Source organism: Actinoplanes lutulentus, from assembly GCF_003259845.1.
GTDB classification, from domain to species: Bacteria; Actinomycetota; Actinomycetes; order Mycobacteriales; family Micromonosporaceae; genus Actinoplanes; species Actinoplanes lutulentus.
The window spans coordinates 213,455-237,734 of record NZ_QLMJ01000001.1; the positions used below are offsets into that span (position 1 = coordinate 213,455).

Here is a 24,280-nt window from a genome sequence, read left to right on the forward strand (position 1 = left end):
GCGTGTCACAAACCGGCGGGCCGCCCTGTCATAGCCTGCATGAAGATCTCAGTCATCGGTGGCACCGGCCTCATCGGCTCCCAGGTCGTCACGATCCTCCAGGCGCAGGGCCACGAGGCCGTCCCCCACTCCACCTCCACCGGCCTGAACCTGCTCACCGGCGCGGGCCTGCCGGAAGCACTCGCCGGCGCCGACGTGGTGGTCAACCTGACCAACTCGCCGACCTTCGACGACGCCTCCCCCGCGTTCTTCCGGACGACAATGGACAACCTGCTCAGCGAGGCGGCCAAGGCCAAGGTCGGCCACGCTGTCATCCTGTCGATCGTCGGCGTCGACCAGGTGCCGGACCTGGACTACTACCGGGCGAAGGCCCTCCAGGAGGAGATCCTCGAAACGGGCCCGGTGCCGTACTCGATCGTCCGCGCCACCCAGTTCTTCGAGTTCGTCGCATCGGTGCTGTCCTGGACTTCCGACGACACTTCGGTACGCCTACCGGCCACCCCGATCCAGCCCATCGCCGCAGCGGATGTAGCAGGAGCCGTGGCCGACGTGGCAGTGAACCCGCCGCTCAACGCGATCCGCGACATCGCCGGCCCGGACGTGTTCACCCTCGACGAGCTCGGCCGGATCACGCTGGCCGCCCGCGACGACAACCGTACGGTGATCACCGATCCGGCCGCCGGCATGTTCGCGGCCATGAAGGGCGACGTCCTGATCGCGAAGGAAGGTGCCGTGATCACGCAGACGTCGTACCGCGACTGGCTGACACGATAGGACCCGTCGACTCCCGGACCACCAGCTCCGGGGCGAACACCACGTCCTGAGCGACCCGCCCCGGGTTGTTCATCTCGTCCAGGACCAGGCGGACAGCGGCCCGGCCGATCTCCGCCGCCGGCTGGTGCACGCTGGTCAGCCCGACGGCGCAGGCCGCGCTGGCCAGCTCGGTGTCGTCGAAACCGACCACCGCGAGATCCGACGGGATCCGCAGGCCCCGGTGGGTCACCGACTGCACGAGACCGGTGGCGATCAGGTCATTCGCGCAGAAGACCGCGCTGGGCCGGTCCTCGGCCGGCAGCGCGGTGAGGCGCTCACCGGCCGCGAGCCCGTCGGCGAACCCGTCACTGGCGGTGCCGATCCAGGTGAGCCGGGCACCGGCCGCGCCGGTCGCGTGGACGGCGCCGATGTACCGCTCGTCGTGCCGCCATCCGGCGTACGCGAGATGCCGGTGACCGTTTTCGAGCAGGTGCCGTGCCGCCAGCTCGCCGCCGAGCACGTCGTCGCTGCGTACCGCGCTGCGGCGACGGCTCGGCACTTCGCGGGCGAGGACGACCACCGGCGTGCCCCGCTCCTCGATGACCGCCAGCAGCGGATCGTCGACGTCGTTGGGCGTGATGATCAGCCCATCGAGCCGGCGTTCGGCGAGGCGGTGCAGCAGCCGGCTCTCCCGGGCGTGCCGGCCGATGCCGGTGTTGAACAGCGCCACATCAGCGCCGGCATCGGTGGCGGCCTGCTCAGCGCCGGCCGCCACCTCGGCGAAGAACGGGTTGCCGAAGTCGAGGACGACCAGCCCGATGGTGCGGCTGCGACCGACCCGCAGGGCGCGGGCCGCCGCGTTCGGCACGTACCCCACGGCTGCCATGGCCTGCTGGACCCGTTCCCGGGTTTCGGCGTTGACCAGGTGCGGCCGGTTCAGCGTATTGCTGACCGTGCCGTCGGAAACGCCGGCCACGCGGGCCACGTCCCGGATCGTCGCGCGGGCCACCGCCGTCCTCTCTAAAATTCAAAACCGGATTAAAGCGTACGGGAGAGATTCAGAACCGTTGGCGCGGCGGCAACGGCGACAACGGGTCCGCGTCGGGTCCGAGATGGTCGACCTCGAAGTGATGCCGTCCGGAGAGAACCGCGACGGGAGAAGAGCCCGGAAGATCCACCGTGGCATCGCAGCCGGGTGGAACCACCACGTCGACCAGCAGTTTCCCGCCGGATCGCCGCCACGAAACCTCGGCCGGACCATACGGCGTCAGGTGCCGCGCCGACGCGGACGACAGCCCGCCGCCGGGCCGCGGACGCACCAGCATCGACCGGTAACCGGGCGCGGCCGGCGCCAGCCCGCCCACCACCCGGTGCATCCAGTCGGCGACCGCCCCGAGGGCGTAGTGATTGAACGACGTCATGTTGCCCGGGTTGATCGTGCCGTCCGGGAGCATGCTGTCCCAGCGTTCCCAGATCGTGGTGGCGCCCATCGTGACCGGGTACAGCCAGGACGGGCAGTCGCGCGACAGCAGCAGCCGGTACGCCTCCTCCAGATGGCCGGTGTCGGTCAGCGCGTCCAGCACCAGCGGCGTGCCGGCGAACCCGGTGCCGATCCGGAACTCCGCCTCCCGCACCAGCTGGGCCAGCCGATCACCGGCGTGCACCCGCTGCTCGGCGGGAAGCAGACCGAAACAGATCGCCAGGGCGTATGCCGTCTGGGTGTCCGAGACACAGCGGCCGGACGCGGTCGCGAACTCCCGGCGGAAACCGAGCGTCACCGCTTCCGCCAACTCCGCGTACCGGACCTCGTCGTCGTCCTTGCCGACGAGCCGCGCCTGCCGGGCCAGCAGCCGCGCCGAGTAGGCCAGGTAGGCGGTGGCGACCAGGTAGGGATCGGTGCGCGCCTGCGCCGGCGCGTCGGACGGCGCGGCCGGGTCGAGCCAGTCACCGAGCTGCATCCCCGAGTCGATCACGTCGCGCTCGTTCAGCAACCGCCGGCAGCCCTCCACCCAGCGCTGGGCCGTCTCGTACCCGGCCACCACCGGGTTCGTGTCGCCGGATAGATCGAGCAGCACGAGCGGCACCACGGTGGTGACATCGCCCCAGACCGCGCAGTGGAACTGTGGGAACGACGTCGGAATGTGCGGCACGTACAGCGGGACCAGGCCGTCGTCGCCGGTCTCCGCGGCGACGTCGGCCAGCCAGTCGCCGATCTTGCCGGTCACGTCGTAGAGGAAGGCCGCCGTGGGCGCGAAGACCTGCAGGTCACCGGTCCAGCCGAGGCGTTCGTCGCGCTGCGGGCAGTCGGTCGGCACCGAGACGAAGTTGTCCCGCATGCTCCACCGCACGTTCTCGTGCAGCCGTTCCAGCAGCGGATCGGAGCAGGCGAACTGTCCGGTCTCGATCATGTCGTCGTGACAGACCACGGCCACCACAGAGCCGGCGTCGAGCGAACCCGGCCAGCCGGTGATCTCGGCGTACCGGAAACCGTGATAGGTGAACCGCGGCTCCCACGTCTCCACCCCGTCGCCGGCCAGCACATATACATCGTGCGCATCAGCCGTGCGGATCGGGCGCAGACAGAGCCGCCCGTCCTCCAGAACCTCGGCATGCCGCATCCCGATCTCGGTCCCGGCCGGCCCGGCCACCGTGATCCGCAGCCGCCCGGCAAGGTTCTGACCGAAATCGAGCAGGTGCGTGTCGTCATCGACCCGCCGCACCGACACCGGCGCCAGCTCCTCGACACGCCGCACCGGTGGTCCAGCCGGGGAGATCAACTCACCCTCAGGACCTTCCTTCTTCTGTACGCGTGACCAACCGCCCGCCTCGACCCGAGCGTCGTATCGTTCGCCGTCATAGATGCTGGAGCTCAGGATCGGCCCGTAAGCCCAGGTCCAGCTGTCGTCGGTGACGACCCGCTCGACGGTTCCGTCGGCGTACACGAGTTCCAGCTGGGCCATCAGGGCGGTGTCGGAGCCGTAGCGTTCGCCGACCCGGTTCCACCCGAATTCGCCGCGCCACCAGCCGTCGGCCAGCCACCCGGTGATCGTGTTGGCCCCGGGGCGGAGCAGCCCGGTGACGTCGTAGGTCTGGTAGTTCAGCCGGTGGTGGTAACTCGTCCAGCCGGGTGCGAGCACGTCGTCACCAGCACGTTCGCCGTTGAGTTCCAACTCGTAGACGCCGCTCGCGGTCGCGTACACACGGGCTTGGATGAGGTCGGGGCGTACCGAGAAATCGCGTCGCAGCAAGATGGGGCGACGATCGCCCTGGCTGATGTCGGCGGAGCCGACGAAGAGTGCCTGCCACTCCCCTGGATCGAGCAGGCCGGCCTCGACAGCGGTCGGCGGGCTCCAGGCGGTCGGCTCCGAGGAGCCTTCGGCCCAGACGCGGACCCGGATCTCGACTCTTTCGCGGGAGACGAGCGCGGGGCCGGGCCAGGGCACCAGGACGCTGTCGGCGGCGTCGATCCGGCCACTGGTCCAGCCGTCGCCCTGGATCTCGTATGCCTGCTGGCGCCAGCCCGGCTGATCCGTCTCCACCTGCCAGGACAGGCGTGGAACGCATTCACCGATGCCGATGGGCCGGGTGTGGTGCTCGATGCGGGGCGCACGCACGCGCGTACCCCAGGAATTCGGTACGGACAACGCTCTTTAACCCTTCACCGCGCCGGCCGCCAGGCCGCGCATGACCCGCTGGTTGAGGAAGATGTAGATGGCCAGAATCAGCAACACGTTGATGCAGATGGCCGCGAAGGTCGGGCCGTACTCGACGACGCCGAACTGGCCGGTGAAATTGAGCAGGCCGACCTGCACGGTGCGTTTGCTGTCGTCGGTGGTGAATGTCAGAGCGATCAGCAGGTCGTTCCAGAGGAAGAAGAACTGCACCAGCGCGATCGTCAGCACCGAGTTGCGCATCATCGGGAAACCGACCGAGACGAACGAGCGGATGACGCTCGCTCCGTCGATGGCCGCGGCCTCGAACACCTCCCGGGGAATGGCCCGGAAATAGGTGGCCATCATGAACACCGTGAGCGGCAGGCCGATCGCGGTGTAGGTGATGATGAGCGGCCAGAGCGTGCCGGTCAGATGCAGGTTGAAATAGATGGTGAACAGCGGCAGCAGAATCATCTGGCCGGGAATCATGATGCCGGCCAGGAACAGCATCAGCGTGGTCTGCCGGCCTTTCCAGACCAGCACCTCGAGGGCGAAACCGGCCGCCGTGCCGAACACCACGATCAGCGCGAGGCTGGGCAGAACGGTGAGCAGCGAGTTCTGCAGATACGTCGCCACCGCCGACCAGGCCTGCGTGTAGTTGGCGAAATTCGTGAAGCTCTCCGGCAACGCGGTGGTCGGATTGTTCAGGAACTCGTCCTGGGTCTTGAAAGAACCCAGAAAGAGCCAGACCAATGGGTACGTGACAACGAGCAGCAGCAGTGCCACGCAGAGATATCCGGGGATCCGTTTCATCGTTTACCCCTGCGCCAGATCGCGGCGGGTGCCGCGGAAGATGAAGATGGTGACCAGCAGGCAGAGCATCGTCAGCGTGAGCGCGATCGTCGAGCCATAGCCGTAATCGCCGTAGGCGAACGAGGTCTGGTACATGTACAGCGTCAGCGGCGTGGTGGCGCTGCCCGGCCCGCCACCGGTGAGCGCGTAGATCGAGTCGAACGCCTTCAGCGTGCCGTTGATGCTGAACACCAGCGAGGACACCAGCACCGGCAGGGACAGTGGCAGGACGATGCTGCGGATCTGCCGCCAGGTGCCGGCGCCGTCCATCGACGCGGCCTCCATCATCTCGTCCGGGATGTCCAGCAGACCGGCGTAGAGCAGGACCGCGTAGAAACCCATCGACCGCCAGATGTCCATCAGCGCCACCACCAGGAACGCGTGACCGGGTGTGCTGAACCAGTCGACGCCGGTGCCGCCGAACGCCTCGATCACCGCGTTGACCGGGCCGGTCTGTGGGGCGTACTCAAAGAATTTCTGGAAGAGCAAGGCAACCGCGACCGTGGGCAGAACGACCGGGAAGAAGACGAGGGTACGAATGACCGAGCCGGCCCGGCGCAAGAAGTACACGTAGAGAAGGGCCAGCAGGTAACCGACGAGAACCTGGCCGACCGTGATGACGACCGCGTATTTCACGGTGAACCAGAGTGCGTCGGGCAGTGCGGGGTCGTCGAAGAGCTTGCTGAAGTTGGCGGTGCCGGCCCAGGTGAACCCGGAGATGACGCTGCCGGTGAAGAACGTGTAGCCGAGCGACCACAGCATCGGCACCAGCATGATCAGGGAATAGACCAGCAGGGCCGGTCCGAGGAGGATGGCGACCGATTTCCGATCGCCGAGCACGCTGTGCATGCGGGTCCTTTCTTGTCGGAAGCCGGCGCTGCTTTTCCAGCAACGCCGGCTCCCGCGTGCTCAGCCCAGGTTGGCGGTGACGGTCTGCATGAACTTCTCGCCGGTGAGCTGACCGCTGCCGAGCAGGCCGCCGTTGCTCTGGCTGACCGTGGTCGCCTTCGCGGAGAAGTAGCCCTCGAACCAGAGGACGCTGCTCTGCACGTTGCCGATCTCGGTCTGGATCTCCTTGGTCAGTGCCGGAACCTCGACCGCGCTGTCGGTCGTGAAGCCGGTGATCTGGCTGGAGTCGCGCAGCGCCACCGTGCCGTAGTTGTCGACGATGCACTTGACCCAGGCCTGGGTGTTCGCGTCACCCTCGTAGGCCTTCTTCGAGATGGCGACCGCGGTACCGACGTTCGCGGGCATCTGGTCAGCGGTGCCGACGCCGCCCGCGACGGTCGGGAACTTCAGGAAGCCGACGTTGTCCACGCCGATCTTGTTCTTGGTCTCGTCGTTGAAGTCCGACAATGCCCAGGAACCCATGTAGATGAAGGCGGCCTTGCCGGTGAGGAACGTGTTCAGCGCGGTCGCGTAGTCGATCGAGGTGGGCGACTTGCCGAAGTAACCGGCCTTGCCGAGGGCGGCGATGGCGTCGGCGGCCGCGACGTACTGCGGGTCGGTGAGCTTGGCCGATCCGTCGGCGACCTTCTTCAGCGCGTCCGGGCCCTGCTGGCGAAGGATGTAGTTGCCGACCCAGCGGGTCACGCCCCACCCGTCGCCACCCTTGCCGGCCTGCGAGATCGGCTGGACGCCGGCGCCCTGCAGCTTCGCGAACGCCGCGACCAGATCTTCCCAGGTGGACGGCACGGTGGTGATGCCGTTGTCGGTGAGGAGCTTCTTGTTGTACCAGATGCCCTCGATGTTCAGCTCGGTCGGCAGCACCAGCTGCTTGCCGTCGTACAGGCTCTTGATCGTGGAGGAGGCGGCGGGCAGCACACTCTCCGAGACCGCGGCGGCGTCCAGCACCGTGCCGTTGTCGGCGAGCTGGCTGGTCAGCGACGGCGCGTTGGCCGCGGTGAACAGCTGCGGCAGGGCGCCCTGGCCGGCGAGCAGCTGGAGCTGCTGGTCGAGGCTGGCCTGCGCCTGGTTCTTGATCTCCAGGGGCTGCGCGGTGTTCTGGGTGGCGCATTCCTTCTGGCTCAGCGTGGTGAGCGTCTTGGCGATCGTGGTGTTCTCGTTGATCGCCAGAAAAGAGAAGTTCTTGGCGGTGGTGGAGCCGCTGTCGCTGCTGCCACCGCAGGCCGCGGTGGACAGGACGAGAGCGACGGCACCGGCCGCCGCCATCAGGTGCTTGGGCTTGAAGTGGGATGCCACAGGTCCTCCTAGACGACCGCGGTGAAGTCTCGTTTTTGAAGCGTCTAAAGAGTCGGTGCGTGGGTCCGGAACGTCAAGAAGGTCACACCAATATTTCTCTGTGATCAGCTGGAAACATGCACTTTACCTGCGGCGATGAGTGATGTAACGATTCAATAACCAGGGTGTCCGGGGGCACACGGTGAGCGGCCGCCCCGGGGTGACGAGGGCACACGGTGGGCTGGCGCTTCAGGTGGACGGAGGCACACCGTGGGCGCTCGCGTACCCTCTCCGGCATGGCCAGGATCGAGGATGTCGCGGCGCTCGCCGGGGTTTCGGTCGGCACCGTCAGCAACGTGCTCAACCGCCCGCAGGCCGTGACGCCCAAGACCCGGGCCCGCGTCGAAACCGCCATCGCCGAGCTCGGATACCTGCCCAACGAGTCGGCCCGGGCCCTGGTCTCCGGCCGTAGCCGTACCGTCGGCCTGGTCGTCCCGGACGTGACCAACCCGTTCTTCGCCGACCTGGCCCGAGGCGCCGAAGAGGTAGCCGACAAACACGACGTGGTCGTGATGCTCTACAACAGCGCCGAGTCCCCCGAGCGCGAGCTGCGATACCTCGGCCACCTGGAGACCCAGCGCGTCCAGGGAATCCTCGCCACCCCGGTCAACCCTGGCGGCCAGGCGGTGGAAGCCCTGATCAAACGCGGCACCCCGGTCGTCCTGCTGGACCGCGGCCAGGCATCGCGCACCGTCTGCTCGGTCGCTGTCGACCACCGCGCCGGCGGCCGCCTGGCCGCCACCCATCTGACCGAAATCGGCCATCGCCGCATCGCGTTCGTGGGCGGCCCGCTCTCCGTGCCGGGCGTCGCCGAACGCCTGGATGGCGCCCGCTCCGCGGTCGACCATTCCGACATCCTGCTGGAGACCATCGAGACCCCGTCACTCACCGTCGCGGCCGGCCGAGAGGCAGCGACCACTTTGGTACGCCGACCCGCCCGGGAACGCCCGACCGCCGTGTTCTGCGCAAACGACCTGCTCGCACTGGGCGTGTTGCAGACGGTGGCCCGCGAAGGCCTGCGAGTCCCGGAGGACCTGGCCATCGTCGGCTACGACGACATCGAGTTCGCCGCGGCGGCCGCCGTGCCGCTGACGTCGGTGCGTCAACCCCGGGAACAGCTGGGCCGAGTGGCGGCCGAACTCCTCTTCGAAGAGATCAACGACCCGTCCCGCCACGGCCACCGCCAGGTCGTCTTCCAGCCCGACCTGGTAGTCCGCACGTCAAGCGCCGGCTAGCACGTCGACGACGAACGTTCGCCGGGTCAACGAAAACGTGCCCCACCCACGACGGAGGCCCCCGGTGGACCTTGAGCGGTTGTGGACCTCAGGAGGTTGAAAGTCGCTCAAGATCCGCGGCGATGGCCGTTCATCAGATCTTGGACCGATGACCACATCAGAATGTGGACCCGGGACCAAGATCTCTGGTGGACGAACGCCGCTCGCCGTCGGCGAGGCTCTGAGCTGCGGCGATGGTGGACTCCGGATGGTTCCCCGATGTTGGGTCGCGGGCGGGATTGACGGGGGTTGTCGGTAGCGGGGCGAGAACTGAGCCTTCCGGCGGCGCGGTTCGGCGTGTAACTATGTCGCCACCGGTACCCCGTTCATCTGCTCGAAACGTGCGCACGTCAATTTTGACGCTTCAATTGAAACGTTTAATCCTGCTATTTGGAGGGCAAACGTGCACATATCTACTCGCTCGGCCGCGTCTGTCGCGGCCGCCCTGCTGACCGCGCTCCCCCTCGCCGTCGCAATCCCAGCAGCCGCAACCGCCAGCCAATCAGCCACCACCGCAGCCGCTCAGCCGGCCACCACCGCAGCCGCTCAGTCGACCAGCGCCGCCAACGCCACGACAGGCAAGGGCGCCGCATACCCCGCCGCATATCCCGCCGCCTGCCCTTGGATGGACACCCGGAGAACGGCTGATCAGCGGGCTCGGCTTCTGCTCAACGCCAGCACCCTGGACCAAAAACTCCGCTGGCTTGTCGAGCACGCCGCCAACAACCCCATGCAGACCGAGTTCAGTGGGGTCACCTACCCCGCGCAGCTACCCTGCACCCCGACGGTCACCTACACCGACGGCCCCGACGGCGTACGCGGAACCGCCGGTGTGACAGCGTTCCCGGCGCCGATCAGCCAAGCCGCCACCTGGAGCGTGAACCTGTCCGAGCAGAAGGGGCGGGCGCTCGCCGAAGAGGCGTACGGAAAGAAGCGCAATGTCGTCCTCGGCCCCGGGATCGCGAGTGGGCGGACCCCGCTGTCCGGCCGCACGCCGGAGTACCTCGGTGAGGATTCCCTGCTCAGCGGCGAGCTGGCCGCCGCCGGGATCCGGGGCATCCAGGCGAACGGCAAGAGCGGCGCGGTGCTCAAGCATTACGTCGGCAACGAGCAGGAGACCGACCGGTCGACGAGCTCGTCGAACTGGGACGAGCGCACGTTCCGGCAGGTCTACAACCTGCCGTTCGAGATCGCGCTGGCGAAGAGCGACCCGGCCGGCGTGATGTGCTCCTACAACCAGATCAACAGCGTGTACGCCTGCGAGAACCCGATCCTGAACGACGTTCTCAAGGACGACCTCGGGTACGACGGTTACGTCATGTCCGATTTTTACGCCGTGCACTCCACCGGGCCGTCGATCAAGGCTGGACTGGACCAGGAGCTGAACCGGCCGATCTACTACACGCCGGACAAGATCAAGTCGGACACCACGATCACCAGCGGGCAGATCGACGCGGCCGCGTTCCGGGTGGTCCGGGCGTACATCAAGGCGGGTCTTTTCGACACCGCGCTGCCGGCAACGGCGGCGGACGACGTGTCGACGGCCGCGCACCAGGCGACCGCGCGGGCGATCGCCGAGCAGGGGTCGGTTCTGCTGAAGAACCAGAAGGACATCCTGCCGCTCAAGACCGGGAAGAAAACCACGATCGCGGTCATCGGCGCAACCGCGTCGAACACGCCGGACTCGTCCGGGATCAGCGCCGAGGATGCCTGCAGCATGCGGTTCCGGGACAGTCCGGCGATGACGTGCACCCCGGTGGCGCCGCTGGAGTCGATCACGGCGCGCGCCGCGCGTACCGGAAGCTCTGTGGTCTTCAACAATGGCGACGATGTCGCCGCCGCGGCAGCGACCGCGGCCACCGCGGACGTCGCGCTGGTCTTCGGCTGGTACGGCATGGGCGAGTTCGCGGACCCGGCGAGCCTGTCACTTTCGGACAACGGTGATGCGCTGATCAGTGCTGTCGCGAAGGCCAACAAGAACACCGTGGTGGTGCTGGAGACCGGGAGCGCGGTCACCATGCCGTGGCTGGACCAGGTACGCGGCGTGGTCGAGGCCTGGTACCCGGGTGAGCAGCAGGGTCCGGCCATCGCGCGACTGCTGTGGGGTGACGTCAACTTCACCGGCAAGCTGCCGATGAGCTTCCCGAAGTCGCTCGCGGACACCCCGACGCACACGCCGGAGCAGTACCCGGGCATCAAAGCCGCAGGTCAGACGATCCGGCAGGTCGAATTCAGCGAGGGCCTGGAAGTCGGTTACAAGTGGTACGACGAGCAGGGCATCGAGCCGTTGTTCCCGTTCGGGTACGGGCTCTCCTACACCGATTACCGCTATGACCGGCTGAACGTCACCCGGTCCGGGAAGGACGTAACGGTCACCTTCCGGGTACGCAACACCGGCGACCGCAGTGGCACCGAGACGAGCCAGGTCTATCTGACCCTGCCGTCGTCCACCGGCGAGCCGGGTAAGCGCCTGGTCGGTTTCAGTCAGACGAAGCTGGCCCCGGGCGCCTCGAAGACGATCACCGTGACGATCAGGGAGAAGTCGGCGGACCACCCGCTGTCCTACTGGGACTCGCGGCGCGACGAGTGGCGCACGGCCGCCGGTAGGTACACGGTGTCGGTGGGCTCGTCGTCCCGGTCGCTGCCGGAGACCGAGACGATAAGGATCAACTAGCCGGGGCGTCGTAGCGGCGGCGCACGAAGAGGCCGAGGCGGCCGGCGAACTGCTCGATGGTGCCGGCCGCCGCGTGCCGGGAGTCCCAGACCGCCACGAGGCGGATGCTGAGCCGGCGGTCGCCGAGATCGACGGCGAGCGGAACGAGACCGAACCGGGGGTCGTCCGAGGCGATGGCGATCCCCCGGCCGGCCGCCGCGAGGGCCTGCGCCACCGTCCCGTTGGCCGCCTCAATAAAGTTGGAAAAATCCGACATGACAAGCTGCAGCACCTGTCGAGCGGTGGTGCTCGGTGGCAGCACGATAAGCGGCTCCACCAGGAGATCGGCCAGCGCCACCGAACCCCGGCCGGCCCAGCGGTGTGACGGCGGGACATAGGCCCACACCGGCAACACCGCCAATGCCAAAGACCGGAACGGATCAGTCGCATGCGCCATCCCGATGGCCAGGTCCGCGCCGAGCCGCAGCGTCTCGGCCGGTGAGAGACCGTCCGCGCCGAGCACGTCGATGTTCGGATCGTCGGCCGCCAGCCCGGCGATGAACGGCGCCACCACGTCGGTCAGCGTCACCGCCGGCGCGCCGATGGTGAGCCGCGCGAGCCGGCCCTGCGCGTGAAAGGCCGCTGCCACCCGCAGCGCATCGGTACGCCCGAGCACGTCCCGGGCCAGCGGCAGCAGCGTGCGCCCGGCCGCCGACAGCGACAACCGCCGTCCGACCAGGTCGAACAGGTCGACGCCGAGTTCGCGCTCAAGCTGGCGCAGCTGCCGGGAGAGCGATGGCTGGGTGACATGCAGCCGGCCGGCCGCGCCGCTGACCGTGCCGGCCTCAGCGATGGCCACGAAGTAGCGCAGGTGCCGCAGCTCCAAACCTATGCCTCCTAGGCATCTCGATGCAGCTCAACGGGTGTTGGACGAGCATAGGTCACACCACCGAGACTTCACTGGTGAACAAACGCCTTCTCGTCACCGAACTGCCGGGACCGCGCTCCCGCGCCCTGATGGAACGCAAGACCTCGGCGGTCGCCGACGGCGTCGGCACCACGATGCCGGTCTTCGCGGCGCGGGCCGGCGACGGCATCCTCGTCGACGTCGACGGCAACCAGCTGATCGACCTGGGCTCCGGCATCGCCGTGACCAGCGTCGGCGCCAGCGCGCCGCGGGTCGTCGCGGCGGTCACCGAGCAGGTCGCGGCGTTCACGCACACCTGTTTCATGGTCACGCCGTACGACGGATATGTCGCCGTCGCGGAGAAGCTGAACGCGCTCACCCCCGGTGACCACGAGAAGCGGACCGCGCTGTTCAACTCGGGTGCCGAGGCCGTCGAGAACGCCGTGAAGATCGCTCGGGCGTACACCCGGCGGGACGCGGTGGTCGTTTTTGATCACGCGTATCACGGGCGGACCAACCTGACGCTGGCGATGACGGCGAAGAACAAGCCGTACAAGCACACGTTCGGGCCGTTCGCGCCGGAGGTCTACCGGGCGCCGGGCTCGTACCCGTACCGGGACGGGAACCTCGACGGTGCGGCCGCCGCGGCGCGGGCCATCGACCAGATCGAGAAGCAGATCGGCGCGGACAACCTGGCCGCCCTGGTCATCGAGCCGATTCAGGGTGAGGGCGGCTTCATCGAGCCGGCTCCGGGCTTCCTGCCGGCGCTCGCGGCGTGGTGCCGGGCCAGCGGTGTCGTCTTCGTCGCCGACGAGGTGCAGACCGGGTTCGCGCGTACCGGTGACCTTTTCGCCAGTGAGCGCGAGAACGTCGTACCCGATCTGATCGTGACCGCGAAGGGCATCGCCGGTGGCCTTCCGCTCTCCGCGGTGACCGGCCGCGCCGAGATCATGAACGCCGCGCACGAGGGTGGCCTGGGCGGCACCTACGGCGGCAACCCGCTCGCCTGCGCCGCGGCTCTCGCCGCGATCGAGACGATCGAGGAAGAAGGCCTGGTCGCCCGCGCGGCGAAGATCGAAACCCTGATCAAGGAGCGCCTGTCACGCTTGGCGGCCCAAGACGTCCGATTGGGAGATGTACGCGGACGCGGCGCCATGATCGCTGTCGAGCTGGTACGCCCCGGCGGCAACGAGCCGGATCCTCGCCTGGCTCGTGACGTCGCCCGTTTCGCACACCAGCACGGCGTGATCGTGCTGACCTGTGGCACCTACGGCAACGTGCTGCGGTTCCTGCCCCCGCTCACGATCAGCGACGAGCTGCTGAACGACGCGTTCGACGTTCTGGCCGAGGCCCTGGAGGCGCACCGATGAGCACGTTCCCGGTCATCGACCCGGCCACCCTGGAGACCATCGCCGACGTACCCGACCAGGGGCTCGACGAGGCGCGGCAGGCCGTCGACGCCGCCGCCGGCGCGTTCCGGAACTGGTCGCGGACCGCGCCCCGGCGCCGTTCCGAGATCCTGCACCGCACGTTCGAGCTGATGCTGCGCGACCGCGACGAGCTCGCCCAGCTGATCAGCCGGGAGAACGGCAAGTCCCTGGTGGACGCGACCGGCGAGGTCAACTACGCGGCCGAGTTCTTCCGCTGGTTCGCCGAGGAAGCGGTACGCCCCGGTGGCGACTACGGCGAAGCGCCCGCCGGTGGCTCGCGCACCCTGGTGAGCCACGGCCCGGTCGGTGTGGCCGCGCTGGTCACCCCGTGGAACTTCCCGGCCGCGATGATCACCCGCAAGATCGGCCCGGCGCTCGCCGCCGGCTGCACCGCCGTGGTGAAGCCGGCCGCCGAGACGCCGCTGACCGCGCTCGCCATCAGCCGGCTGCTCACCGAGGCCGGCCTGCCGGACGGCGTGGTCACCGTGGTCACCACGACCGACGCGCCCGGCGTGGTCGGCGCGTGGCTCGCCGACCAGCGGGTTCGCAAGATCTCCTTCACCGGCAGCACCGGGATCGGCCGGGTACTGCTGCGCCAGGCCGCCGACCGGGTGGTCAACTCCTCGATGGAGCTCGGCGGGAACGCGCCGTTCATCGTCACCGAGGACGCCGACCTGGACGCCGCCGTGGCCGGCGCGATGATCGCCAAGTTCCGCAACGGCGGGCAGGCCTGCACCGCGGCGAACCGGTTCTTCGTGCACGCCGCCGTCGCCGACGAGTTCCTCGCCCGGTTCGGTGCGGCAGTGGAGAAGCTGACGGTCGGCGCGGCCGCCGACGGCTCCGCCATCGGCCCTCTGATCAGCGAGAACGCGGTGCGCCGGGTTACGCGTACCGTCGAGAAGCTGATCGAAGCCGGCGCCCGGATCACGCACCGCGCCCCCGTCCCGGAGGCTGCCGGGCACTTCTATCCGCCGACCGTCCTGGTGGACGCGCCGAACCTGCCGGAGGAGATCTTCGGGCCGGTCGCGCCGATCACCACCTGGACCGACGAGGACGCGCTGATCGAGCAGGTCAACGCGACCGAGTACGGCCTGGCCGCCTACGTCTTCGCCGGTGATCTGGCCCGCGCGATCCGTCTCGGCGAGTCGATCGAGGCGGGCATGATCGGCATCAACCGCGGTCTGGTCTCCGATCCGTCGGCGCCGTTCGGCGGGATGAAGCAGAGCGGGCTGGGCCGCGAGGGCGCCCGCGACGGCCTGCGCGAGTTCCAGGAGACGCGGTACCTGAGCGTGGACTGGCCCACGCTGTCCTGAACCGGGACAACCTGACTGCAACCGCAAAGACATCAACTGAAGTCTGCTAGCCGCGCGCGGGTCGCCGATTAAGAGTCCGACCGAATGATTTGGACTCGACGGAAGGCCTCGATCCCCCGATGACCCGCGCACGGCTCAGCGCCACCATCCTGGCTTCGACGCTTATGCTCGGCAGCGTGTTCACCGCGTCGCCCGCGCAGGCCGCCGCGCCCACCATCGCCGGACGGATGGCCTCGGTGCAGGCCGCGAAGAGCATCAACTACTACCCGTCGGACGCGGGCTGGTCGGCGATGTGGACGAACTTCGACGCGACCCGGATCGACAAGGACCTGGCCAAGGCCGCCGCGCTCGGCGCCGACAACGTCCGCGTCATCGTCTTCCCGGAGACGTTCGGGTACCCGAAGCCGTCGTCCACCTACACCGAGCGGCTGCGCAAGTTCCTCAGCATCGCCGCGTCGCACGACCTCACCGTGAAGCTGACCCTGTTCGACTGGTGGGCCGGTTACGGCGACGTCACGAACAGCATCAGCTGGGCCAAGACGATCCTCGCGCCGTACGCGAACGACCCCCAGGTCATCGCCGTCGAGCTGAAGAACGAGTTCCAGCCCTCGGACGCGGCCGCCGTCACCTGGGTCCGCAAGGTCATCCCGGCGATCCGGGCCGCCGCGCCCGGCATGCCGCTGACCCTCTCGGTCGACGGCAGCACCGGCGCCGCCGGCATGGCGAAGATCAAGTCGTCGCTGACCTCGACGCCGCTCGACTACTACGACTTCCACTTCTACGGGAACTCGGAGCGGTCCCTCGCCGAGATCCGCAAGGCGCAGGCCGCCGTCTCCCCCGCACCCGTGGTGATCGGCGAGACCGGTGTCAGCAGCGTCGGCGGCGCCGAGGGTGAGCAGGCCGCGTACTTCGCCCGGGTTTTCCGCGCCGCCAAGGAGGCCGGGGTCGGCTCGGTCGCCCCGTGGACGCTCAACGACTTCTCGGACACCGCGATCCCCAGCCACTCCAACGTGTCGACGATCCCGGCCCAGTACAAGTTCGGCCTCTACCGGGCCGACGGCACCGCGAAGCTCGCCGCCGAGGTGGTGCGTACCGCGTGGACGACCGGGACGACCCCGAACAGCTTCCTGAACCTGAGCTTCGAGTCGACGGTCGCCAGCTCGCCGTGGCGCGACAACCTGCCGCAGGCCGGCGCCGCCGAGATCACCACCGACATGCCGCGCAACGGGAAGTACTCGGCGCGGTTCTCCGACACCACGCGTACGGCGGCCGGCCTGCCGTCGCTGGTCACCTCGCCGATCACGCCGGTGCAGCCCGGTTACAAGTGGCGGGCCGAGGCGTACGCCCGGGGTGTGAACGCGACCGGAACCACCGAGATCGCGCTGAGCTGGTTCAACGCCGAGGGCAAATGGCTGAGCCAGACCACCTCGAACCGGCTGCCGAACGGCAACACCAGCTGGACGAAGCTGGTGGTCGACACGGTGGCGCCGGCGAACGCGGCGGCGGTCCAGCTGCACCTGAAGTCCGGCGACAACACCGGAACGGTCTGGTTCGACGACGTGGCGGTCAGCTGACGTTCTGGCGGGGCTTTCAGCTGATACCGACCGCGGCGCTTTCCGCCGTGACCGTGCGGGTCCAGGACACCAGGTGGTGCAGGGGCTGCGGCAGGTTACGGCGGAACTGGTCGGACAGCCGGGCCCGGTCGCGCGGGTTCAGCGTGTCGAAGACGAGCTGGTCCAGGCCGATCGCGAGGAACAGCCCGGCCAGCATCAGGTCGGGTATCTCCAGCGACTCGTTGTAGGAGAGTCGGGTACGGATCCGGATGGCCGGTTGCCCGGGGCTGAGCGGATCCGCGAAGACCAGCGACGTGTTCGTGCTGAGCAGCCGCCGTTTGGTCTCCCGGCGCAGCACTTCCGCGGCCGTCAGCCGGTGCTCGACCAGACCGGTGGCGAGGCCGGTGGACAGATGCATGATCCACTGCCGCAGGCCGTGCGGCCCGGGTGACTCCACGAGCCGCCGCAGGACAGCCGCTGTCGCCGCGTCGGTGGTGGGCTGCGCGTCGATCACCTGCAGAGTGCTCTCGCTGGTGAGCTGGATGCGGCGCCAGAACATCAGCTCGCCGAGCAGCGCGGCGCCGAGACCGATCCCGAGCACGTGCCCGGAGACCAGCATGCGGCCACCGATGCCGTCGTGCGCCGCCAGGTAGAGGTCGTCGGCGGGCGGAAGCTGTGGCACGTCCATGGTCGATCAGCCCCTCGATAGACGGCTCGACGTTATCCATGCAGGGTTGCGCGAAGGTTTCATCGGAGTGGAACCCTGTCTTCACTCCAGCGGGACGGCGGGTCCGGGAGCAGCCCGCCCGCGGCCGTGCGAGCATCGTTGACCATGACGGCAGTTTTCCGGTCCGACGTGACGGTCACTCTGGTACGAAGCGCGGCCGGCGACGCCGACGTGCTGTTCGCCGCCCGGGTGTCGACATCCGGCGAGGCCTCGCTCGACGAGCTGGACAAGGACCCGGAGAAGTCGACCGGCCTGATCAACTACCTGATGCGCGACCGGCACGGCACGCCGTTCGAGCACAACTCGATGACCTTCCTGGTCCAGGCCCCGATCTTCGTCTTCCGAGAGTTCCACCGGCACCGGGCCGGCTGGTCCTACAACGAGGAGAGCGGCCGGTACCGCGAGCTGGAACCGGTCTTCTACACCCCGGCCCCCGACCGCAAGCTGGTCCAGCACGGCCGCCCCGGCAAGTACGAGTTCAGCTCCGGCACTCCCGAGCAGCACGCCGGCACGGTGAAGGCGATGGAGTCCGCTTACCGGCATTCCTACGACGCCTACCAGGAGATGCTGGCCGCCGGCATCGCCCGCGAGGTGGCCCGCGCGGTCCTGCCGGTCGGCCTCTTCTCCTCGATGTACGCGACCTGCAACGCCCGCTCGCTCATGCACTTCCTGTCGCTGCGGACGAAGAAGGAGAACGCGAAGGTCCCGTCCTTCCCCCAGCGCGAGATCGAAATGGTCGCCGAACGCATGGAGGCCGAGTGGGCGGCGCTGATGCCGCTCACCCACGCCGCCTTCGAGAAACACGGCCGCGTCGCCCCCTGACGACCTCGTGCTCCGCGGCCTGCGGGCATTGTCGGTTTGCGCTCCACACCCACTGTGGGTGTACCCACATCCGCAGTGGGTGTGGGACGAAAACAGCTCAGTGTCCTCGCGGATAAAGCAGGTAGGGCTTTCTGCGCTGGTTGAAAGCGGTCAAGTCGTCCTGCCAGGAGGCCACGATGTCCGGCACCGAGGCGCCTGCGTCGATCATCTTGCGGGGGCCGTCCGAGCCGAAGAGCAGGTCGGCGAAGGGTGGCCGGCCCGGGTTGTCGTCGCGCCAGGCGAAACCGGGCAGCTTGCGGGCCTCCACCAGCATCGCCACGGCGGTTCGGATGGGATCGAAAGCGGACGGCTTTGTCACCTTCAGCTCGATGCCGCCGCAGAGCTGCTCGGTGAACTTGCTCGTCACCGGCACGAAGTAGGCCTCGCGTAACGCCACGCCAGGCAGGTTGTGCGACGCCACCGTGTCCCGCCAGCGGTAATCCAGCGACGGGCTGCCGGAGATCTCGAACGGCCGGGTCGTGCCACGGCCCTCGGAGATCGACGACACCCCTTCGAACAGGCACGTTCCGGGATAGACGGCGGCCGTGTCCGGGGTCGGCATGTTCGGGCTCGGCATCACCCAGGGTACGTCCGTGTCGGCGGCGAACAGGCCGCCGTGCCAGCCTTCGCACGCCACCACTTCGAGGCGGGCCGGCTTGGTCAGGAACTCGCCGTTGTAGAACCGGGCCAGCTCGCCGACCGTCATGCCGTGCTGCTGGACGATCTCTTTCAGTCCCACGCCGGACGTGAAAGCGGGTTTCAGCATCGGCCCGAACGCGCGGCCGCCGATCGGATTCGGACGGTCCAGCACGACGTAGCGCAGGCCCAGCCGGGCCGCCGCGACCATCGAGTCGTACAGCGTCCAGATGTAGGTGTAGAACCGGGCGCCGACATCCTGGATGTCGAAGACCACGGTCCGGACGCCGGCCTCGGTGAACAGCGCGGCCCACTGGTCGTGCGTGACGCGGTAGGCGTCGTACACCTTCAGCCCGGTCCGGGCATCGGTCCCGGAGTCGCCGCCGACCCGGGTGGAGCCGCGAAACCCGTGCTCAGGACCGAAAATGCCGCCGATCTTCACTCCGGCGGCGTGCATCCGGTCGACCAGGTGCCGGTACTCGCGATCGACAGCGGTCAGGTTGGACACCACCCCGACGGTCCCGCCCCGCAAGCGCGCCCAGTCCTCCGCCGCGAGGCGATCCAAACCGGTCCGTACCGCGGAGCGCTGAGCCACCGCGGGCCGCGCGAAAGAAACGGCGGAGAAAGCGCCGGCTACGCCGGCTGCGGAGATGAGGGTCCGGCGTCGCATGGTGCCTCCGGCTTTTTCGAGGGTACGGGTCAACGCCCTCGATACCGGATCGCCAAGGCACCCGAGCCCCGTTCGGCACGTGCTTACACCGAACGGGGCTCAGGTGCTCAGTGCGTCAGCTCAGGCCGTAGGCGCGGATCACGGTCTGGGTGACCGTGTTGCCGGCCGTGTCCGATGCGGAGACCCGCAGCGAGACGAAGCCCTTGCCCTTGGGGTGCTGGACGGTCGCGAGGCGCTTGTCGCCGGACCCGCGCAACCCGGCCTTCTGCCAGGTCTTGCCGTCGTTGTAGGAGACCTCGAGCTTCACCGACTTGACCTTGCCGACCTTGACGCCCGGCTGGTGCTCGACGATGACCGGGAACGCGAACTTCTTGCCGGCCGGGGCCGCGTTCTTCGCGTTGACGGCGGGCGCGAAGCGGACCGTGTGCAGCGGGAGCCGCTCGAAGTCCACGTACTCCTCGCCGGCCACGTGCCCGGACTTGAAGGTCCACACGCCGCTCACCTCGGTGGAGAGGGTGTGCGGCGCGCCGCGCTTGGCCGACTGCTCCAGGCGGTACGTGGCCCGGCCCGGCGGCACCTCGAACTCGGTGCCCTCGCCGATCAGGGTCGTACCCCGGTAGAGCTTCGACGTGAACTCCGACGTGTACGCGAAACCGGGGTGCCCGGCACCGTCACCGTGCAGCGGCACGTTGGCGATGATCACGTCACTGGTACGCGTCACCCAGTACGGCTCGTACGGCGGCTGGGTGACGTTCGGGCCGACCACGGCCCGGTTCCACTGCTGGTGGTACGTGCGACCGGCCTTGAACTTCTGGTTGCCGCTGATCGCCTCGTCGAGCCAGTCGGCCCAGCCCTCCTCGTTCACCGGCAGCTGCTGGTGGAACTCGCCCGACCAGCTGACGTCCGGGTTCACGTACTCGGTGCGCTGGAACGGCAGGCTGAACGGGATGAAACTGGTCCACGTGCTGCCGTTCTCGGTGAAGTGCGCCGCGTTGCCCTTCACGCCGTCGACACCGGTGGCCTCGACGCCGTACGACGCCTTGATGGTCGCCAGGTCGCGGAGCTTGGGCGCCTTGGTCAGCCCGTCGAACATCCGTCCTTCGTTGAAGTACGCGAGGTCGGTGGTGTACGGGCTGTTGCGGAAGGTCTGCTCGGCGTCGAGCGCCGCGAACGACGCGTTGACCGAGGCGACGAAGAACGGCTTGGACACCTTCGACAGCGGAGCGGCGAAGAGCGAGCTGAACTTGTCGCCCAGCAGGCTGGCACCGTAACCGCCGCCGTCATCGGTGGCCCATTCGGCGTTCAGAGCCGCCAGAACCGTGCCGGCGTTCTTCTGCGGCGGGGTCACCTTGAGAGCCTTCGCCTTGCGGGCGTCGACAGTGAGGGTCTTGGCCTTGTCGACGATCAGCTCGGTCTCGGTCAGCATCGAGGTCGACTCCTCGCCCTGGGGGACCCAGGAGAAGGTGCCGTAACGGCCCTTCGGGACACGGACCTTGCCCGAGCCGAAGACGTCGATCGAGGCGAACTTGTCCAGGCCGACCAGCACCGTGAGGGAGTCCTCGTTCGGCTGGCCGTCACGACCGGTGACGTTCACCGTGAGGTCGTAACTCTCCACCTCGTTGACGACACCGAGGGCCGTGCTCACGCGTACCCCTGAAGTGGAAGTAGCAGTGAGGTAACCGCCCAGCTCGCCCTCCGGAAGGGTTGCGCTGGTGGTGGCGGTGACCGTGGTCGACGCGGTGCCACCGGCCGGAACCGTCAGGCTACTCGCGGCCACCGTGAACGGCGCACCCGAGACGGTCAGCGCGAGGGTGACCGGCGCGGTGCCGACGTTACGGTAGGTAGCGGTACGCGTGATCGGCTGGTCGTCGTCGTGCGGCCACGCCTGGATGCCGAAGCTGAGGCTGGCCTCGTCGACGGTGACCGTCTGGGTGATCTGGCGGGCCACGTCGACGCGCCCGGCACCCTGGTCGAACGCGTTGGTGTCAGCGGTCGGTTTCGCCGAGGCGATGAGCGTGTTCTTGCGCAGCGACGACGACCAGTCCGGGTGCTGCTGGACCAGCAGCGCGGCGGCGCCGGCGACGTGCGGTGTCGCCATCGACGTGCCGGAGAGGGCGACGTAACCGTCCTCGGCCGGGTCGCCGATCTCGCCGTTGACGGCCTTCGCCGCGACGATGTCCACGCCCGGCGCGGTGATGTCCGGCTTGAGCGCGCCGTCACCGACACGCGGGCCCTTGCTGGAGAAGTCGGCGACCTGGTCCTCACGGTCGACGGCGCCGACCGACAGGGCGGCGTCCGCGGACGACGGCGAACCGATGGTCCCCCGGTCGTACGCGTTACCGGCAGCGATCACGAAGAGCGTGTTCTTCGACGCGGTCAGGTCCTGAACGGCCTGCTCCAGAGGATCGACCTCCGGGGTGTCGCCGCCGCCGAGGCTGAGGTTGACCACGGGCGCCCGGTCGGCCGCCCAGATCATGCCGGCCAGGATCGCCGACTCCTCACACCCGAACGTCTCGCAGACCTTGCCGATGGCCAGCTTCGCGCCCGGCGCGACACCCTTGTACTTGCCACCGGACGCGGCGCCGGTGCCGGCGATCGTCGAGGCGACGTGGGTGCCGTGGCCGACGATGTCGTCGGTGCTCGGCTCGGTGGTGAAGTTCTCCGACGCGGCGATCTGGCCGGACAGGTCCGGGTGGGTCGCGTCGATGCCGGTGTCCAGCACCGCCACGGTCACGCCGGTGCCGTCGAACCCGGCCTGGTACGCGGCCGGCGCGCCGATCTGCGCCACGCTGCGGTCCAGGCTGACCTGACGACGGCCGTCCAGCCAGACCTTCGACACGCCGGCACGCAGGGTGCGGGCGGTCTCCGGACCGGCGGTGATCGACGACCAGATGCTGGCGCGTCCTTCGAGGTCCGCCCGGACCGCGAGGGTGTCCAGGGCCGACAGGTCGCGAGTGACCCGCGCGTCCCCCGCGGTCAGCGCGGAGCGGGCTCGCGACGCGCCGGCGTCGGGGTACGTGACGAGCAGGGGCAGTTCGTCGCCGGTTGCAAGCTTCGCCAGCCCGGTGACGTCGAAGAGCCGTTTGTCCAGGCGGCCGGCCTTCAGCAGGCCCTGCGCGTCGGACGGGATGACGTAACGGTGCCCGGCGTCGGTGTAGCTCGCGAAGGTGATCTTCTCGCGGCCCGGGCCGGGGTGGATCGAGGCGTTCTTGCCGGTCACGGTGACGCGGTCACCGGTGATCAGGGCGACGGCCTTCTGCCCTGATTTTTCCAGATGTAACGGTTTTTCGGCTGCTGCCGCTGGGGCCGATAACAGCCCCAAAGCCAGGAGAGAACTGGTCATCAATGCGGGCAGTCTTCGATGCATGCGATGCCTCCCGTGCCGGGACGGTCCCGGTTCGCGATCGACAATCGCAGATGGGTGCAATACATGGTCGTCGACGTCTTCCGCGCCGGGCCCTCCCATACGGGCGAAATCGTCTAGTCTCCCGGCGGGAGCAGGAACGGCTTTGAAGGGCTCATGACCATTACCAACGTGACCGAGGCAGAGGCCGAAGCGCCCTCGCGCACCCGGACCGCGGTCCGGGACGCGATCCCGGCCATCGGCGTCTACATCTTCCTGCGCCTGCTCAGCCTGGAGTTCATGGCGATCCTGGCCCGGTACGCGTACGCCCAGGACCCGACCAAGCAGGTGTACCCGGACGGCTCGACCAACCAGTGGCGCGGTTACACCTCGTCGATGGACGCGCTGTTCTCCTGGGACGCCCGGTGGTACATGCTGATCGCCGGCCAGGGCGTCGAAGGCCCGGTCGGCGCGGTGGACGAGAACGGCGTGCCGTACCTGAACCGCCTGATGTTCTTCCCGCTGTACCCCTGGCTGGCCCGGCCGTTCGCCGCTCTGCCGTTCGTCTCACCGATGGTGGCCTGCCTGATCGTCTCGGCGATCTCGGCCGTCGCCGCCGCGTGGGGGCTCTATCTGATCGGCCGGCACGTCCACGACCACCGGGTCGGGATCATGCTGGTCGCCGCGTGGGCGGTCGCGCCCGCCGCGCTGACTCAGAACGGCGGGTTCAGCGAGTCACTGTTCACCGCGCTCTCCGCCTGGGCGCTGTACGCCGTGCTCAAACATCGCTGGCTGCTCGCCGGCCTGCTCGCCGGGCTGAGCGGCCTGAGCCGGCCGACGGCGGCCGCATTGATCGGCGTGGTCGGTCTGGCCGCCCTGATCGCCGCGATCCAGCGCAAGGACGGCTGGCGGCCGTACGCGGCGATGCTGCTCGCCCCGGCCGGCCTGCTCGCGTACGTGGGGTACGCCGGGAGCAAGGTCGGCGGCATCAGCAAGTACTTCGAGGTGCACAGCAACACGTTCGGCGCCTGGTGGGATTACGGCGAGTCGACCACCAAGCTGGTCTGGGACGTGATGCTCGGCAACAGCGAGGACGCCACCAAGCCGATCCGGGTGCTGAACGTGCTGGTGCTGTTCGGGTTCATCCTGCTGATGGTCATGCTGATCGCGAACAAGGCGCCCTGGGTGCTCTCGGTCTTCGCGGTCGCCACGTTCGTGCTCTCGGTCGGCTCGCACGCGCACATCTCGATGATGAGCCGGCACCTGCTGCCCGCTTTCACGGTGCTGCTGGTGCCGGCTCTGGCGATGTCCAGGATGTCGAACCGCAATGCCGCGATCCTGCTGGTGACGCTCGGGATCCTCTCCGGCTGGTACGCCGGATGGCTCCCGTTCATCAGCGGCCAAGCGATCTGAG

Annotated in this window: 16 protein-coding genes and 1 pseudogene; 8 read left to right on the forward strand and 9 right to left on the reverse strand. The window is 68.5% G+C overall.

Annotated elements, in window-relative coordinates:
- Positions 1 to 39: 39 nt before the first annotated feature.
- A complete protein-coding gene (locus B0I29_RS00855) occupies positions 40 to 774 on the forward strand; it encodes an SDR family oxidoreductase (protein WP_111646856.1) in 735 nt (244 codons plus the stop codon).
- On the opposite strand, the gene B0I29_RS00860 is transcribed toward B0I29_RS00855, so the two are convergent.
- The 5 genes from B0I29_RS00860 to B0I29_RS00880 are packed head-to-tail and all read right to left on the reverse strand — an operon-like array spanning position 737 to position 7,460.
- Positions 737 to 1,762, reverse strand: coding sequence for a LacI family DNA-binding transcriptional regulator (locus B0I29_RS00860; RefSeq protein ID WP_220091248.1), 1,026 nt, complete (start codon positions 1,760 to 1,762; stop codon positions 737 to 739). The genes B0I29_RS00855 and B0I29_RS00860 overlap by 38 nt on opposite strands.
- 49 nt (positions 1,763 to 1,811) lie before the next feature.
- Positions 1,812 to 4,367 carry a glycoside hydrolase family 78 protein gene (locus tag B0I29_RS00865; protein ID WP_245972097.1) on the reverse strand — a complete coding sequence of 852 codons (2,556 nt, stop codon included), beginning with the start codon at positions 4,365 to 4,367 and terminating at the stop codon, positions 1,812 to 1,814.
- Positions 4,368 to 4,403: 36 nt separating this feature from the next.
- Positions 4,404 to 5,219 (reverse strand): carbohydrate ABC transporter permease, encoded by an 816-nt coding sequence (locus B0I29_RS00870; protein WP_111646858.1) that lies wholly within the window; start codon positions 5,217 to 5,219, stop codon positions 4,404 to 4,406.
- A 3-nt stretch (positions 5,220 to 5,222) separates the two neighbouring features.
- Positions 5,223 to 6,107 (reverse strand): carbohydrate ABC transporter permease, encoded by an 885-nt coding sequence (locus B0I29_RS00875; RefSeq protein ID WP_111646859.1) that lies wholly within the window; start codon positions 6,105 to 6,107, stop codon positions 5,223 to 5,225.
- Between the two features lie 60 nt (positions 6,108 to 6,167).
- The gene (locus B0I29_RS00880; RefSeq protein ID WP_245972099.1) at positions 6,168 to 7,460 is read right to left on the reverse strand and encodes an ABC transporter substrate-binding protein; all 1,293 of its coding nucleotides are present in this window, start codon (positions 7,458 to 7,460) and stop codon (positions 6,168 to 6,170) included.
- Positions 7,461 to 7,735: 275 nt separating this feature from the next.
- On the opposite strand from B0I29_RS00880, the gene B0I29_RS00885 reads away from it, so the two are divergent.
- Together B0I29_RS00885 and B0I29_RS00890 are read left to right on the forward strand one after the other, a co-directional pair.
- Positions 7,736 to 8,734: a LacI family DNA-binding transcriptional regulator gene (locus B0I29_RS00885; RefSeq protein ID WP_111646860.1), complete on the forward strand. Its 999-nt coding sequence runs from the start codon at positions 7,736 to 7,738 to the stop codon at positions 8,732 to 8,734.
- Positions 8,735 to 9,176: 442 nt separating this feature from the next.
- Entirely contained in the window at positions 9,177 to 11,447 is a 2,271-nt protein-coding gene (locus tag B0I29_RS00890) for a beta-glucosidase (RefSeq protein WP_245972101.1), read from the forward strand.
- On the opposite strand, the gene B0I29_RS00895 is transcribed toward B0I29_RS00890, so the two are convergent.
- On the reverse strand, positions 11,440 to 12,312 hold the full coding sequence (locus B0I29_RS00895; RefSeq protein WP_111646862.1) for a LysR family transcriptional regulator: 873 nt from the start codon (positions 12,310 to 12,312) through the stop codon (positions 11,440 to 11,442). The genes B0I29_RS00890 and B0I29_RS00895 overlap by 8 nt on opposite strands.
- Positions 12,313 to 12,389: 77 nt before the next feature.
- Here B0I29_RS00895 and gabT point away from each other — a divergent pair, with 77 nt between their 5' ends.
- The 3 genes from gabT to B0I29_RS00910 all read left to right on the forward strand — a co-directional run bounded on the left by gabT (position 12,390) and on the right by B0I29_RS00910 (position 16,650).
- Entirely contained in the window at positions 12,390 to 13,703 is a 1,314-nt protein-coding gene (gene gabT, locus B0I29_RS00900; RefSeq protein WP_111646863.1) for a 4-aminobutyrate--2-oxoglutarate transaminase, read from the forward strand.
- Positions 13,700 to 15,076, forward strand: a complete 1,377-nt coding sequence (locus tag B0I29_RS00905) for an NAD-dependent succinate-semialdehyde dehydrogenase (protein WP_111646864.1) — start codon at positions 13,700 to 13,702, stop codon at positions 15,074 to 15,076. Before gabT ends, B0I29_RS00905 begins: the two co-directional genes overlap by 4 nt.
- Before the next feature lie 119 nt (positions 15,077 to 15,195).
- Positions 15,196 to 16,650, forward strand: a complete 1,455-nt coding sequence (locus B0I29_RS00910; RefSeq protein ID WP_111646865.1) for a cellulase family glycosylhydrolase — start codon at positions 15,196 to 15,198, stop codon at positions 16,648 to 16,650.
- A 16-nt stretch (positions 16,651 to 16,666) separates the two neighbouring features.
- Here B0I29_RS00910 and B0I29_RS00915 read toward each other — a convergent pair whose 3' ends face one another.
- The gene (locus B0I29_RS00915; RefSeq protein ID WP_111646866.1) at positions 16,667 to 17,317 is read right to left on the reverse strand and encodes a GOLPH3/VPS74 family protein; all 651 of its coding nucleotides are present in this window, start codon (positions 17,315 to 17,317) and stop codon (positions 16,667 to 16,669) included.
- Positions 17,318 to 17,461: 144 nt separating this feature from the next.
- Between B0I29_RS00915 and thyX the strand changes: the two genes are divergently transcribed.
- Complete coding sequence (gene thyX / locus B0I29_RS00920; protein WP_111646867.1) at positions 17,462 to 18,178, forward strand: FAD-dependent thymidylate synthase; 717 nt, start codon at positions 17,462 to 17,464, stop codon at positions 18,176 to 18,178.
- 97 nt (positions 18,179 to 18,275) lie between these two features.
- On the opposite strand, the gene B0I29_RS00925 is transcribed toward thyX, so the two are convergent.
- Both B0I29_RS00925 and B0I29_RS47765 read right to left on the reverse strand, forming a co-directional pair.
- Complete coding sequence (locus tag B0I29_RS00925; protein ID WP_111646868.1) at positions 18,276 to 19,523, reverse strand: exo-beta-N-acetylmuramidase NamZ family protein; 1,248 nt, start codon at positions 19,521 to 19,523, stop codon at positions 18,276 to 18,278.
- Positions 19,524 to 21,495: 1,972 nt separating this feature from the next.
- Positions 21,496 to 22,989, reverse strand: a pseudogene (locus tag B0I29_RS47765) (S8 family serine peptidase); the annotation flags it as partial.
- A gap of 69 nt (positions 22,990 to 23,058) precedes the next feature.
- Between B0I29_RS47765 and B0I29_RS00935 the strand changes: the two are divergent.
- Positions 23,059 to 24,279, forward strand: a complete 1,221-nt coding sequence (locus B0I29_RS00935) for a glycosyltransferase family 39 protein (protein ID WP_245972104.1) — start codon at positions 23,059 to 23,061, stop codon at positions 24,277 to 24,279.
- Position 24,280: the final 1 nt, after the last annotated feature.

What these genes read in the sequence shown, in the direction of transcription:
- B0I29_RS00855 (WP_111646856.1), top strand. Translation starts at nt 40, where the DNA reads ATGAAGATCTCAGTCATCGGTGGCACCGGCCTCATCGGCTCCCAGGTC.
- B0I29_RS00870 (WP_111646858.1), bottom strand. Translation starts at nt 5,219, where the DNA reads ATGAAACGGATCCCCGGATATCTCTGCGTGGCACTGCTGCTGCTCGTT.
- B0I29_RS00875 (WP_111646859.1), bottom strand. Translation starts at nt 6,107, where the DNA reads ATGCACAGCGTGCTCGGCGATCGGAAATCGGTCGCCATCCTCCTCGGA.
- B0I29_RS00885 (WP_111646860.1), top strand. Translation starts at nt 7,736, where the DNA reads ATGGCCAGGATCGAGGATGTCGCGGCGCTCGCCGGGGTTTCGGTCGGC.
- B0I29_RS00905 (WP_111646864.1), top strand. Translation starts at nt 13,700, where the DNA reads ATGAGCACGTTCCCGGTCATCGACCCGGCCACCCTGGAGACCATCGCC.
- B0I29_RS00910 (WP_111646865.1), top strand. Translation starts at nt 15,196, where the DNA reads ATGACCCGCGCACGGCTCAGCGCCACCATCCTGGCTTCGACGCTTATG.
- B0I29_RS00915 (WP_111646866.1), bottom strand. Translation starts at nt 17,317, where the DNA reads ATGGACGTGCCACAGCTTCCGCCCGCCGACGACCTCTACCTGGCGGCG.
- thyX (WP_111646867.1), top strand. Translation starts at nt 17,462, where the DNA reads ATGACGGCAGTTTTCCGGTCCGACGTGACGGTCACTCTGGTACGAAGC.
- B0I29_RS00925 (WP_111646868.1), bottom strand. Translation starts at nt 19,523, where the DNA reads ATGCGACGCCGGACCCTCATCTCCGCAGCCGGCGTAGCCGGCGCTTTC.